Here is a 13,401-nt window from a genome sequence, read left to right on the forward strand (position 1 = left end):
CTAAGATATATAGAGCATCAAAATTACGTTAACAAAAACAAATGATAAGGTATAATTGTCCCAAGATTTAAAGAATCCGTTTTTTGTATAGACTATGACTCTCAAAATAACCATTGTAGAAAATGCTAGCATTAAAGGTATGAAAGGGTATTCATTTAAAGTTGAATTGGGTATTGCTATGTAAGAAATCATGCCTACAACAAATCCACATATAAAAACTACGCTTATTAAATACGTTTTATTAGCTATACTCGCAGCAGTATCAATCATATTCCCCAAAACGGAAATCACGTAGACGCCAATAAATCCTATTGCAATATGTTTTGAAGAAAGAAAGGTCTTATTGGAAATCAAAAGCGTCAACCAATCAAAAGCGAAATAAATAACCCAAGACAAGCTTATCAATAATACAGAAAGGCTCTTAAAAACTGTCTGATGAAGTTTTTGTTCTTGATATTTATAAGCAAAATAAGGCCATGCTAAAAAAACAATTGACTGTAATGCAAAAATTACTAGGGAAATTTTATTAGCATAATTGATACGTCCAAGATTTTCGTCTGTTGTATCTATCATCATTAATGGACTTTGTTGAAGAAACGTTTGTATAAGGTATGCCACTAAAGTTGGTAATGAGTAAAACAAAGTCCTTCTAAAAAGAATCTTAGAATAACCTAATCTAGTCCATGATTTTTTATTTAAAAAGAAATAAAGTAACGTTAAATACAAAAAGTTACATAAGCATAGTGTGTAGAGAATAGAAATTATAGTGAGGCTGGAATAGGAAATTATCAATAGTAAAATACCAAAATAGGTTAGGTTTTTACCTATCTCTACAGCACTGTATACCCTAGACTTGTTTTGTGCCCTAATTAACGAAATAAAGTAGCTGTAGATAGCTTGTGTTAAAATGAGTAAAACACCAGGTAATTTATATGGAGTTTCCAAAAAGAAAAGCGAACATAAACTAAAAAAAACAGCGCCTAAGATTACAATGGAGTTTGAGGAAGCGATGAGATGCTTGTTATATTGCCTCACATACTGATTATCTGTATATTTTAAAAAACGGAAATTAGAACTTGCTATATTTAATGTTGCTACAGAAACTATAGTCATAACAATAGCTTGAACATAACCTAGTTCTCCATATTCTTTAATAGATATGTTTTTCAATATCAGAGGGATGGAGAAAAAAGGAGTTAACCTCATAAATATTATAGCAATACCATATGAGGACATGGATTTAAGTATCTCTAATAATTTAAAATTCATTTTAATGTAAGGCTTTGAAATTATTTTGAATACTATCTTTCTTAAAAGGTTTAAAAATCAAAGAAAACCACGCGCATCTTTAATATGTCTAGGTTCTATCAATAGTAGTGTGAACTTGATCCTGTTTTCTTTTGCAAACTGCAACCATCCTAAATTCATTATTTCAAACCTCTATTATCTACTGTATTTGCCTATTTATTAATTAATAGTGAAGACTGTAAAAACTTCTTAAGGGTCAAAACAATTGGCTATCGTTATAGGTTCAGTGATTTAAAAGTTCTAGTCATAAAAATTAAGCAAAATGAATCTCAAGGATTAAAACAGTAAGTCTTGATTTTATTCTTGAAATGTTTACTTTCCGAGGAACTCGGCAAATTTCCAATCCAAAGGTGTGTCAATATCAATTGACGACTTTTCATCCATTTCATACTTAATTATTTTCTGAAAATGTCCAATGGGCTGAGCTCTTATTGATTTAGGATTAATTATATAAATAGCACCATTAAATTCCCAAACTTTTGGACAGTCCTGTCGTCTTGTGAAATTACTTTCTTTAGATCTTCTCAAAAAATTGTTTTCGTCTTCCTCAAACAAAACATAGTACGGGTTTGAATCTGTTTCTTTGACAGAGACCACCATATCTATATCATCATTATATAATTTTAGTGCTTCCCTTATATGAGTATGATTTCTATAAGGTGAAGTTGGTTGCAGCAAAATGATCAGATCTGGATCTTCGTTGTTGTTTGACAGCTTAAATTGATCCATAGCGTGTAAAATAACATCTCTAGAATTGCTCTTATCTGTTGCTAAATAGCTAGGCCTTAGCTTTGGGATGTCGACTCCTGTCTGCTCTGCTATGGATTTAATAGCTGGAGAGTCCGTACTAACGTATATATGTTTATTGTCAAAGACGCACTGAGCTGCTTTAATTGTATAATGAATTAAAGGTGTTCCATTTAATAACTTAATATTTTTTCCAGGCACACCTTTAGAGCCTCCTCTTGCTGGGATTACTATTAACATTAGCTCAAATGTTTAACAAATTCCTTAGCCTGCTTATAATCTGTCGGGCTACCAATATCAATCCAGTAACCAACTATGGGATTGTGGATCAGTTTTCCACCTTCGTTTACCAGTTTCTCCATTAAGTCTGTGATATCATAAAACTGGTTCTTTGGTATTTTTTGAATCAGTGATCGGTTCAATAGATATATTCCTGCATTGGAATGGTACACGTATGAAGGCTTTTCTTTGAAGTTGATAACTCGATTATCCTCGGTTTCAAATACGGCAAATGGCACATCAACTTTGTACTCAGTAGAAGCAACTGTCATATCTGCACCTGTTTTAATCAAGTCAAGATACATATCCTCAAAATTTACGTTAGTAAACAGATCACTGTTCATTAAGATTACCTGTTCAGATTTAAATTCTTTTACCAGGGACAAAGCTCCAGCAGTACCTAAAAATTCCTTTTCCCAGATATATTCAATGCTAATTCCTTTACTGCTACCATCTCCAAAATAATCTTCGATTTGCTCGCCCAAATATTTTACCGATATATATATTTTTTTTATTCCAAAAGCTATTAGTCGATCAATATTATACTCAATTATAGGTTTATCACCTAAAGGCAACATGGGCTTTGGAATAGAATCAGTTAATGGACTTAATCGTTTACCACGCCCCCCAGCCATAATCATACATTCCAATGGTAATTCGGATTTAGTTTTCTCCAAATCAATTATTCGAATCAATCTATTTTTAGAATCTAGAATGGGGAGAATTTTAATGTCCTTCTTTCTATAAGATTTTAAATTTAAGAACTTCTTACTTTCTTGCTCAAATACAAAACCTTTAAAGCAAACATCGCCTACATGCTTCTCTACATCTTTGTCTTGAGCTAATGATCGCCTTATGTCTCCATCAGTTAATGATCCAATAATGGAATTGTCATCATCTTGTACGAATAATATAAGTCTGCTAACATCTTTAATAACGTTAAGTTTTCTTAGAGCATCCAATATTGTCTTATCCTTACTGATTAAGATATGATTCAAGTCCATACTTATTTATCTATATATTTTATTAATTGAAAGGCCTCGGCATACTCTACTCCAACACTAGCGCCTCGGAAAACTGCCAGAGCTTCTATATTTCTCAACGATCTTGGAAATGGATGCTCTTCTAATTCTGACTCGTAAATCTTCATTATTTCTAGCTTTTGATCAAAATGTTTGGAAACATCCACAAAGAAATTGGGAAGGAACACTTTCTCGGGAAGGGCGGGTGCAAATTCCGTTTCAGAAATACATTCATATAACAGCACTTGTTTAATGAATGGATATCTAAATGATTTAGTACAAGCCATTACTGCATCAAAGGTGACCCGATGATCTGAATGTGCATCAGACCGATTGAGACAATATATCACCTCTGGTTTGACTTTATTAAAGATCTTAGATATTCTAGGAACCATATCCAAGATAGAGCTATACGATAACTGCATTGTATGATAATTTAGAAGAAAAGTCTCCTTAATACCTAGCGTCTTTTCCACTTTTCTTATTTCCTGCTGCCTTGAATCAACCCTTTGTTTGCTGAAGCCTTGTGCCTCAAAAATGTTTGTTGTTATTAACCAATAAACTTCATCACCGTTCGCTATATGCTTGAGTAAAGTTCCGCCAGCACCAAGAATTTCATCATCAGGATGTGCAGAGATAACTATTATTTTTTTCATAAATACTCATTTACAGAGGGAAGTGTCACAAATTCATGTTGCATCAACCGAATAGCACCGTCATAGGTTTTAACAAGCACTTCCCTCTGTTTTATTTCTAGGACTTTCCCTGGTTCTATATTATTTAAAGAATACTTTTCTTCCTTTACTTTCCAAATTTTAACTTCCTTACCATAATAATCAATATGGGCACCAATGTAAGGCTTAGTGAGCGCCCTTACTAAATTATATATAGCTGTTGAGGTCATTCTAAAATCTATTTTGCCGTCTTTAATACCTCTCTTCCGCCATAAATTACCCAAAGTCAGATCTTGTTTTCTTCGTGAATAATTCCCTCCCTGTAACTTAGGAAGAAATGCTTCAATTTGAATAAGGGCATTTTCTTCTATTTTAGTATAGACCGTTGAAGCATCATCTTCATAAGTAATGCAAAACGGTTTTTGCGATAATATATCCCCATCATCCGCACCTTCTTCCATAAAGAAAAATGTAGTCGCGCTATTTTCTAGCCCAAGAACTAATGTCCAAATCAAAGGATGTCTTCCTCTATTGAAAGGCAAAGCTGTCGGGTGAAATCCAACTACACCTATTCTAGTCATAAAGAGAAGCTCTTGTTTAATTAAACTGGACCATCCGAAGCAAAAAATAGCATCAGGATTTAAACTACGTATCCATTCGATGATATGTGGAGCATTAATATCCTTAACGTATTTCCAGGGTATTTTATTTTTTTCAGAAATTAAAGATAAGTCTGCATGATCAGCATTAAAATTGGACTTTGATTTAGTTGCTACACCAACTATATGTGCATTTAAATCTATAATTTTTAATAAAGCTTTTTCAGAAAATGAAACGGATCCAATAAAAAATATCTTCATAACTAAATGGAATAATTTATATCGTAAAATTTCTTCTTCAGAATATCAGAATAATCAAAATCTTTTAATATTTTGACGATTTTCTCAGAAGCTCCCCCTTCTCCATAGGGGTTTTTAACATTCTTTAAGCTTTCTTGAAAATGCTTAGAAAATGCCAACTGGAGAGCCTGACTGATCGATTCTTCCGTGGGATCACAACTAATCACGCTATCCGCTTTTATTCTTCCTTTTTGTCGATCACCAATATCTATCGTAGCAACTTTGAAGCTTGGTGCTTCGGCAAGACCACTCGAAGAATTACCCAATACCACATCCACGTATTTAAGAGCAGAGAGGTACCTCAATTGACCTAATGATTTAAAAGCACAAGATGTTTTCGGATTTTTTGAAACATATTCGTCTATCAGTTGAATAATTATTCGACCATCCGTATCAGAATTAGGCTTAGTAAAAATAAAACTGGTGTCTTCTAAATTAGAAATTGAGTGTAATAACGCCTTAAATTGTTTTTTTGAAGTGTTTTTTTCCAAAGTCACAGGATGGAAAGTAATCAGGATATTTTTCTGATTTAATTTAAAATCTATTGATTTTTCAAACTGCCTCTTATCTAGAAGAGTTAATCTATGAATGTTATCTAAACCAGGTGATCCAACATTGAAAACTCTAGATGGATTTTCCCCCATCTGTATAACTCTCTTGCGATAAACTTCAGTAGCTGTAAAATGTAGTTGAGACATTTTTGTGATGGAATGCCTTATTGGTTCATCAATCAGTCCTTGAGTGGCTTCACCTCCATGCAAATGAGCAACTGGTATTCTAGCGATCATTGCCGCAGCTACAGCAGAGAATATTTCAAATCTATCTCCCAATACCAATATCACATCTGGAGCTAAATCCTGAAAAGCTTCAGAGAAGCTAATCTGTGCCAAGCCCATTGATTTTGAGATTCCCACCTCGGAATCTGAAGATAGTAGCATTTCAATTTTTTTATCGATTTTAAAGCCTACCCCTTCTATTTCCTTATAGGTTGAACCAAATTCAGGAGATAAATGCATTCCTGTTACGATCAACTGCAAATCAATATCTAAATCTTCTTGAAGAAATTTAATAAGCCAATACATGATTCCATATTCCGCTCTTGTTCCAGTTACTATGCAGATTTTTTTGTTCATTCTAGATCGGATCGTCTTGTTTATAGTCTTTGCTTGCCTTAGTGCCTAAAACATCATACCAGGTCATAGGATCTATTCCAGTTCCTGGACGTTTAACAGATAAATTAATTTCGCTGAAAGTCTCGCCTTTCTTAATATCGGTGGCTGCTACTATACTTTTACGTACTATGCTTTTATTTTTGGATTCGGAAAGCGAAGGTTCTTTAATACCAGATCCTCCAATAGCCTTTTCAATATTCCTGATGGCATTTACCATACTTTTAAGCTCATTAGCTTCTAAGGACGCACTATGATCTGGTCCTGTCATATTTCTATCAATAGTGAAATGTTTTTCTATAATCGTCGCGCCTAAAGCTACCGCCGCTGTAGGAACTTCAATACCTAAGGTATGATCTGAATACCCGATTTCAACATCCAACTCGTTCTTTATGTGTAACATTGCTTTAAGGTTCACATCTTCCATGGGAGTTGGATACTCTGTGTTACAATGAACAATTGAAATTTGACCTTTTTCCAACCCTGCTTTTTTTAATATGTTAAAAGCATTCCTAACCTCTTCCATACTCGCCATACCAGTAGACATGACTACATCACGACCAAAACTGGCGATTTTTTTTAAATAAGGTAAATTGGTGATTTCCCCTGAAGGTATTTTATAAAATTTAGGATTCAAGGTTTCCAAAAAATCAAGACTAGGGGTATCAAATCCTGTTGATAAAAACCCAATCCCACAAGAGTCACAGTAATCCTTAACTATGGTAAAATCATCAAATGAAAGTTCCAGTTTTTTGACCATCTCAAACTGAGATTCACCAATTCCTGTGCTTAACTCCTGATATTCGGCTTTTTTAGCGTTTTTAGTAATGTTCAACTCCGTTTTAAAAGTTTGAAATTTAACAAAATCCGCACCGGCCCCTGCTGCAATCTCAACCAGTTTTTTGGCATTTTCTAAGCTCCCATTATGGTTAACGCCTGCCTCGGCAATAATTATAGTTTTATGTTTCATTTTGAAAATTTTATTTCAAATTTTGTTTAGTTCCACTTTAAACGCTTAAGCACCTTAAGCTGCCTGGTACTAGAACATATCATGTTGCTTCCAATATCTCTATTTATATAGGTCATAGCATCAATCAGTACGTCATTTCCAACCTTTATTCCCTGATAAATTATGGAATTAGTACCTATGAGTGTTCTACCACCAATATGGGCATGACCGCTTATGCGTGCTCCCGGATTTATCATTACATGATCTTCCAGTATCGCATCATGGCCTACGATGGTATCAAAATTTATAATGCAATGGTTTGCAACCTTTGCATTGACTGAAACTATAGCTCCAGCAGCTATGTAGTTTCCCAAACCCATTTTTACGGTAGGTGAAACCAATGCGACTGGGTGAATAATATTCACAGCCTTTAAACCTTCCCTTTGCATAGCTTCCACTATCTTCAATCGCAACGAATGATTGGTCAAAGAAATGATATATGAAACTTCTTTACCACTCACATACTCGCTTACCTCGCTATCCCTAATTGTATTCAGGCTGGCGTCAGCCTTTTCATTGTCACCTATCACAAAAGTTACTGCACAATAGACGTCCATATAACCTAATTGTACAGCCTCATTAATTTCAAGAGCTGTACTGCTGCCACCTATGATGAGTAGTTCCTTATTCATTGTTTATATAGTTCCAGAATCTACATGAATATTTTGCCCGGTTACTGAAATTGCTTTATCGGAAAGAAGAAATTCAATCATAAGAGCCACACTTTGCATGCTAGTAGGCACTTTGAGAGATGTCCTTTTGTAAATACGATCCTTTTGGCTAGTGTCCAAAGTGGCAGACATTGCTGTTTCCATAAATCCCGCTACCAAACAATTGGAACGCACTCCACGCTCACCCCACTCTCGGGCTGTGTTTTTTGAAAAACCTTCCAGCGCTGCTTTTGATCCAGCATACATAGATAAACCTTTATAACCAGTATGTGCACTAATAGACGATACATGAACTATACTTCCATGTACCCTATTAAAAATCATGTTGCGGATTGCATACTTTGTAATGTTAAAAGGTGTAAATACATTTACTTCATACATTTCTTTGACCCTATCCACATTAAGGTTGGTAATAATATCATCATAAGCCATAGCTGCATTATTTACAAAACCATGCAATGGAGTTTTGTTGGGAACAAAGTCCTTAAATAAATCTTCGCGCACAGTAGCCGCACTGCCAAGATCAAGAGCCTTATGAAAAAGGCTTTTAGGGTATATCTCTAACAGTTGAGTAAGCTCTTTAGGCATACTCCGGCTTACAGCATATACATTGTAATTTGATTCCAATAACAGTTTTACAATCTCAAAGCCCAAGCCACGAGAAGCCCCTGTCACCAATATATTCTTCCTCATCTTTTTAATTTTCCGGTTCTGGTAAGTTTCAACTTTTCCACTCTCTTCAAAATCCTTGGGATCTTAAAGTCCTGTAGTTGGGCAGCTAAATGTTTCTTAATATCGTTGGCTGTTATATCAACTCCATTTTGAGGAATATACTCGGCACAGAGTATCGAACCCAGTACAGAATTTGGCTTACCGAAAACACGGCAGTCTATTATGCCATCTATCATCTGCATACTTTCTTCCACCTCATTGGGATTAACCTTATAACCACCGACATTAATTAGCTCGTTACCACGAGAAGCGATCTTAAACCGCAATGGGTCGCTAGATGTTATTTCCACTATATCATTCGTATGATACCATTCTCCATCCATTTTAAAATCTGAACTATCGCCTAAAAGGGTTTGGTGTACTAGTATCTCGTTGTCACGGATTACTACCTTACCAATTACCTCCTTCTTAATTTCAAATTCATCATTTCGAGCAGTCAGTATAGCACCTGACTCAGTAGTTGCGTAAATATTGTTAAGTCGGGCTCTAGGAAAAAGAGCGCTAATTTTATCATGAAGATTTTTATCAGACCTCTCTCCACCAAAGGTGATTCGGTTTACGTTGCTAAAAGTTGCATCTGCCGGCATCAACATTCTAAAAAAGGTTGGAGTGGCGGAAAGGTGTGTAATACCGGCACCTTCAATGTTATCGAAAATAGTAGCCCTTGATTTACCAAAGATATTTACCATAGGGTTAAGGTTATACAGGGCCTGAAAAAAAACCTGCAATCCCGCCATGTGCGTTGGATTGTAAGCAAGAGCCCATATATTGTCACCATGGTCATTTGATCTTCTTACACCTCTTATAAAATTCCCAACAGTATGAGTTATTATTTTGGGATGTCCTGTTGTACCAGAGGTAAAAAGACTTAGACTCCCTTTATTTTTTTCTATGTTATTAAGCAATTCCTCTATGCTTCCAGCGTTTATTTGAACAGGAATCCTTTCATTCATTAAATCGACAGATCCCAAAAGCTTTTCAATCTCAGACATTGAAAAATCAGGATCGAGTAAAATCAGTCGGTTTCCACTAGCTAACCCAATAAGTAAATTGGTGTAGAATTGGGGTAAAGATGTGTACTTAAGGTAGGGTGTAAAATATTTTGCAGAAGTTACTTCATTCAATAATTGAGGGTAGGAGAACTCCAATCCTGCTTCCACATCTATTAAAAACATATTGTGAATTAAACTCATGCTTAAGAGTTTAGCTTTGCCTTAATTTCACCAACCGTATTTACAATACCATCCTCAAAAATGTCAACTCCAAATTCTTCTTCTACATGAACGGTAAGTTCAGCAAGATTAAAGGAGTCGAATCCAATATCTTTCCGAAGGTCCATTTGATCATTAATAGTGGTTAGGTCTCCAAGCCCTGACCCTTCTCTTACAGTATTGAATATTGAAATTAATTTTTCTTCCATCTCATTTTGATTATTAAGCCCCTTTGTTTTTAGGCTATAGCAATTAGTATTTTATTTTTATGCTTTGGCGGTGATAACACTACTAGGAATATTAACTATTCTATCCACTAAAAAATTAGCATTCACCTGGTCGTCTTTAAAACAATCTATATACATCGGTAATTTATACATAAGTTGCCAGATTGGTCTAGTCATTACGTTGGCTGCATTGGTTTCTTTTAAAAATGAATCTCTAGCATTTCTGTTTTCCAGTTCTACACACATTAACCAGTAATTAGCTTTCGTTTGCGACAGTTCTGTCCTCAATTTAATATCTCCTTCTGTAAAAAACTCTTCATATTTTTTTGCAAGCTCTCTCTTTTTCATGAGAAACCAATTGAGATTTTCAAGTTGTGCACAAGCCAAAGCTGCATTTATATTAGGCATTCTAAAATTATATCCCAACTCATCGTGAATATATTCATAGGCGTGAGGTTGCTTTGCTGTTGTGGTTAAATATTTGGCCTTAATTCCTAAAGCAGTATTATTGGTAACAATAGCTCCTCCACCTCCACTGGTTACTATTTTGTTCCCGTTAAAAGAAAAGACACCTACAGCCCCAAAACCTCCTGTCGGTTGCCCGTTGTATTCACTACCTAAAGATTCTGCAGCGTCCTCTACTACGGGAATTTTCCAATTATCACATATTCCAATGATTTCTTCAATACGGACTGGGAAACCAAAAGTATGCATAGGTAAACACGCACTTATACGATTGCCCGTCTTCTTATTGTAACATCCATCTTCGCGAAGATCCCCATATTCTTCTAGGAAACTTCTAACGGAATCGGGAGATAATCCCATTGTGTCTAGGTCAACATCAAGAAAAACCGGCTTGGCTCCATTATAAGCGATAGCATTGGCTGTAGCTACAAATGTGAGCGCCTGTGTTATAACTTCATCGCCACCTTTAACTCCGACTAGACGCAGGGCTACCTGAATTCCAGAAGTCCCATTAACTACCGCTATCGCTTTTTTAGTATGGGTGATCGCTTGCATCATTTCTTCAAATCTATCCACATATGCACCTACTGAAGAAACAAACGTAGAGTCAATGGTGTCAAGAACATACTTCTTCTCATTTCCCACAAATCGAGGTTCGTGAAGTGGAATAAAATCGTGAGATTGGTACTGTTCTCTTATAAATGAAATTGTATTCTTTATTTCTGACATTACATTTTTGAATCTAAATATTTACCGGTCTCTTTATGACCAAAATCTGGAATCATTTTGTTAAACAAAACCAGAATTTCAGTTTTTGACCATATTCCCGAACTAATTAATTCTGAGATAGATTTCTCAAATAAATGTAGTTTATCTTGTTCAATTTTTAGTTCATTCTTAATAACCCCTAGGTTATTAAAACTTTCCAGATCTAATTCCTCATTTGCAGTGAAAAACTCCTCAAAATCTTTTTCACCAGTAGTATCACTATTGGTAAATAGACAAGGCCATTTTTTTTCCTGAGGTAAGGTTTTCACTAATTCCCTGGCTTCATTTTCAGATTCGCAAAGAAAAGGTTGGTATCCCAATTGCTCTAAGTATTTTACAGCGATATCTGCAAAGGATATCAAATGCAGACCCTCGCTTAATTTAGGAAAATAAATATCCCGGTTTTCACCAAAGATGCATGACAGCAAACAAAGTTCTCCGGATTCCTGCGGTGTAACGAAATATCTCTTCACATCTTTAGGTGCTACTATAGGTTGTTTTTTTTGAATTCGTTCATTGAATCCATGCAATAACGAACCGTCCGAAAATGCCACATTAGCAAAACGGGCTGTTGATATATTAATTTCCTTACTTCTTCGCATTAAAAACATTTCCATAATCCGCTTTGAGGCACCCATCATATTTACTGGATTTGCAGCTTTATCTGTGGAAACACAAAAATATTTTTTTACTCCACTATCTATGGATTGTTGAATTGTCTTGTCTGTGTTAAAGATATTTACGTTAATCATTCGCATCAACGTATAAGGATCCTTTTCGCTGCGTACATGTTTCAAAGCAGAAAGGTTTAGAACATAATCATATTTTCCATCGGCTTTTATAAATGCATCATATTCTAGTGATCCAATATCTAAAGCGAAGGTTTTGAAATCCCCATCAATGTATCCGTGAGAACTTCTTACATCCCTAACTAATTCAACCATGTTGTTTTCACTAATGTCGACAACATGCAATTTATTTGGATTTCTTTTGAAAATCTCTTTAGTAACTGCCTGACCTATCGAACCAGCCCCTCCTAAAACTAAAAATGAAGAGGAATTTACTATAGAGCGAATCTTATTCTCGTGTTGGGAAATATCATCAGTCAATAATTCAGTATTCCTGCCAATTAAAGATAAAATGTTCATTTGATATTAGTTTGGAAATATGTATTGATAAAGAGTATATTCATTATTAGCAACGTTCAAATTAATATTTAACTTGCTTATAATCGTTTGTACTCTCTAAAAACCAATGATAAGTTAATTTAATCCCTTCTTCAAGTTCTATTGAAGATTCCCAGCCAGCATTTTTCATCTTATCTATATTCATCAGTTTTCTCGGAGTGCCATCGGGTTTCGAAACGTCCCAAATTATATCGCCTTTATGACCAACAACTTTTTGTATCAACTCAGCGAGTTTTTTTATAGTCAGATCTTTTCCTGTTCCAATATTGTAAAGGTTTTCAGGCATCTTATTTTCCAAAGCAAATACAGCCGCATCAGCCATATCCTCAACATGTAAAAATTCCCGTAACGGTGTTCCACTCCCCCATAATTCAACAGACTCATTATCATTTAGCTTTGCTTCATGAAATTTACGGATCATTGCTGGAAGCACATGCGAGGTCTTTAGATCAAAATTATCATGACTACCATACAAATTAGTGGGCATCAAGCTGACAAAATCCTTTCCAAATTGTTTTCTTATGGCTTCACAAGCCTTCACCCCAGAGATTTTTGCTAAAGCATACCACTCATTAGTTGGTTCTAGACTTCCCGTTAGCAAATACTCTTCCCTTAATGGTTGAGGTGCTAGTTTAGGATAAATACAAGAGCTTCCTAGAAAGATAAATTTTTTGACTTCAGCAATATGAGCAGTATCGATAAGATTATTCTGTATCTGCAAATTTTCCATTAAAAACTGATAAGGATATTCAGAGTTTGCCAATATTCCACCCACTCTAGCTGCTGCATCAAAAACGACTTCTGGTTTTTCATTATTAAAAAAATCTTTAACCGCTTGCTGATTCTTGAGGTCTAACTCTGCACTGGTTCTACCTATCAAGTTGGTATAGCCTTTTGCTGTCAATGCTCTCCATATGGCAGAGCCCACCATGCCTCGATGACCGGCTACATATATTTTTGAATCTTTATTCATTTACAAATGATTAAATTAATTCCACTTTCGCAATTCGACTACGCTCAGCATAAACTTCTT

Annotated in this window: 14 protein-coding genes; all 14 read right to left on the reverse strand. The window is 35.2% G+C overall.

The features are described 5' to 3' along the window. The 14 genes from NMS_RS13000 to NMS_RS13065 all read right to left on the reverse strand — a co-directional run bounded on the left by NMS_RS13000 (nucleotide 1) and on the right by NMS_RS13065 (nucleotide 13,341). Nucleotides 1-1,269 (reverse strand): lipopolysaccharide biosynthesis protein, encoded by a 1,269-nt coding sequence (locus tag NMS_RS13000; protein WP_148311397.1) that lies wholly within the window; start codon nucleotides 1,267-1,269, stop codon nucleotides 1-3. A gap of 351 nt (nucleotides 1,270-1,620) precedes the next feature. Next, nucleotides 1,621-2,295, reverse strand: coding sequence for an acylneuraminate cytidylyltransferase family protein (locus NMS_RS13005; RefSeq protein ID WP_041497247.1), 675 nt, complete (start codon nucleotides 2,293-2,295; stop codon nucleotides 1,621-1,623). After that, nucleotides 2,295-3,338: a nucleotidyltransferase family protein gene (locus tag NMS_RS13010; RefSeq protein ID WP_041497248.1), complete on the reverse strand. Its 1,044-nt coding sequence runs from the start codon at nucleotides 3,336-3,338 to the stop codon at nucleotides 2,295-2,297. The genes NMS_RS13005 and NMS_RS13010 overlap by 1 nt, the downstream gene beginning before the upstream one ends. A 2-nt stretch (nucleotides 3,339-3,340) precedes the next feature. Further along, entirely contained in the window at nucleotides 3,341-4,012 is a 672-nt protein-coding gene (locus tag NMS_RS13015; RefSeq protein WP_041497250.1) for a PIG-L deacetylase family protein, read from the reverse strand. After that, entirely contained in the window at nucleotides 4,009-4,890 is an 882-nt protein-coding gene (locus NMS_RS13020; RefSeq protein WP_041497252.1) for a formyltransferase family protein, read from the reverse strand. Before NMS_RS13020 ends, NMS_RS13015 begins: the two co-directional genes overlap by 4 nt. A 2-nt stretch (nucleotides 4,891-4,892) precedes the next feature. After that, nucleotides 4,893-6,062, reverse strand: a complete 1,170-nt coding sequence (neuC, locus tag NMS_RS13025; protein ID WP_041497253.1) for a UDP-N-acetylglucosamine 2-epimerase — start codon at nucleotides 6,060-6,062, stop codon at nucleotides 4,893-4,895. A gap of 1 nt (nucleotide 6,063) precedes the next feature. Further along, complete coding sequence (gene neuB, locus NMS_RS13030; RefSeq protein WP_041497254.1) at nucleotides 6,064-7,068, reverse strand: N-acetylneuraminate synthase; 1,005 nt, start codon at nucleotides 7,066-7,068, stop codon at nucleotides 6,064-6,066. Nucleotides 7,069-7,094: 26 nt separating this feature from the next. Continuing rightward, complete coding sequence (locus NMS_RS13035) at nucleotides 7,095-7,739, reverse strand: acetyltransferase (RefSeq protein WP_041497255.1); 645 nt, start codon at nucleotides 7,737-7,739, stop codon at nucleotides 7,095-7,097. Between the two features lie 3 nt (nucleotides 7,740-7,742). Beyond that, nucleotides 7,743-8,471 (reverse strand): SDR family NAD(P)-dependent oxidoreductase, encoded by a 729-nt coding sequence (locus tag NMS_RS13040; protein WP_041497257.1) that lies wholly within the window; start codon nucleotides 8,469-8,471, stop codon nucleotides 7,743-7,745. Continuing rightward, the gene (locus NMS_RS13045; RefSeq protein WP_052476983.1) at nucleotides 8,468-9,703 is read right to left on the reverse strand and encodes a class I adenylate-forming enzyme family protein; all 1,236 of its coding nucleotides are present in this window, start codon (nucleotides 9,701-9,703) and stop codon (nucleotides 8,468-8,470) included. The genes NMS_RS13040 and NMS_RS13045 overlap by 4 nt, the downstream gene beginning before the upstream one ends. Nucleotides 9,704-9,705: 2 nt before the next feature. Continuing rightward, nucleotides 9,706-9,930: an acyl carrier protein gene (locus NMS_RS13050; RefSeq protein WP_041497258.1), complete on the reverse strand. Its 225-nt coding sequence runs from the start codon at nucleotides 9,928-9,930 to the stop codon at nucleotides 9,706-9,708. Between the two features lie 57 nt (nucleotides 9,931-9,987). Continuing rightward, entirely contained in the window at nucleotides 9,988-11,142 is a 1,155-nt protein-coding gene (locus tag NMS_RS13055) for a LegC family aminotransferase (RefSeq protein WP_173405827.1), read from the reverse strand. Next, nucleotides 11,142-12,329, reverse strand: a complete 1,188-nt coding sequence (locus NMS_RS13060; RefSeq protein WP_041497259.1) for a UDP-N-acetylglucosamine 4,6-dehydratase — start codon at nucleotides 12,327-12,329, stop codon at nucleotides 11,142-11,144. Before NMS_RS13060 ends, NMS_RS13055 begins: the two co-directional genes overlap by 1 nt. A 61-nt stretch (nucleotides 12,330-12,390) precedes the next feature. Beyond that, on the reverse strand, nucleotides 12,391-13,341 hold the full coding sequence (locus NMS_RS13065; RefSeq protein ID WP_041497261.1) for a GDP-L-fucose synthase family protein: 951 nt from the start codon (nucleotides 13,339-13,341) through the stop codon (nucleotides 12,391-12,393). Nucleotides 13,342-13,401: the final 60 nt, after the last annotated feature.

It is taken from the genome of Nonlabens marinus S1-08 (genome assembly GCF_000831385.1).
GTDB lineage: Bacteria > Bacteroidota > Bacteroidia > Flavobacteriales > Flavobacteriaceae > Nonlabens > Nonlabens marinus.

Coding starts and splice junctions, on each gene's coding strand:
- neuC (WP_041497253.1), bottom strand. CDS start 6,062: ATGAACAAAAAAATCTGCATAGTAACTGGAACAAGAGCGGAATATGGA.
- NMS_RS13000 (WP_148311397.1), bottom strand. CDS start 1,269: ATGAATTTTAAATTATTAGAGATACTTAAATCCATGTCCTCATATGGT.
- NMS_RS13045 (WP_052476983.1), bottom strand. CDS start 9,703: ATGAGTTTAATTCACAATATGTTTTTAATAGATGTGGAAGCAGGATTG.
- NMS_RS13065 (WP_041497261.1), bottom strand. CDS start 13,341: ATGAATAAAGATTCAAAAATATATGTAGCCGGTCATCGAGGCATGGTG.
- NMS_RS13035 (WP_041497255.1), bottom strand. CDS start 7,739: ATGAATAAGGAACTACTCATCATAGGTGGCAGCAGTACAGCTCTTGAA.
- NMS_RS13050 (WP_041497258.1), bottom strand. CDS start 9,930: ATGGAAGAAAAATTAATTTCAATATTCAATACTGTAAGAGAAGGGTCA.
- NMS_RS13010 (WP_041497248.1), bottom strand. CDS start 3,338: ATGGACTTGAATCATATCTTAATCAGTAAGGATAAGACAATATTGGAT.
- NMS_RS13055 (WP_173405827.1), bottom strand. CDS start 11,142: ATGTCAGAAATAAAGAATACAATTTCATTTATAAGAGAACAGTACCAA.
- NMS_RS13060 (WP_041497259.1), bottom strand. CDS start 12,329: ATGAACATTTTATCTTTAATTGGCAGGAATACTGAATTATTGACTGAT.
- neuB (WP_041497254.1), bottom strand. CDS start 7,068: ATGAAACATAAAACTATAATTATTGCCGAGGCAGGCGTTAACCATAAT.
- NMS_RS13020 (WP_041497252.1), bottom strand. CDS start 4,890: ATGAAGATATTTTTTATTGGATCCGTTTCATTTTCTGAAAAAGCTTTA.
- NMS_RS13015 (WP_041497250.1), bottom strand. CDS start 4,012: ATGAAAAAAATAATAGTTATCTCTGCACATCCTGATGATGAAATTCTT.
- NMS_RS13040 (WP_041497257.1), bottom strand. CDS start 8,471: ATGAGGAAGAATATATTGGTGACAGGGGCTTCTCGTGGCTTGGGCTTT.
- NMS_RS13005 (WP_041497247.1), bottom strand. CDS start 2,295: ATGTTAATAGTAATCCCAGCAAGAGGAGGCTCTAAAGGTGTGCCTGGA.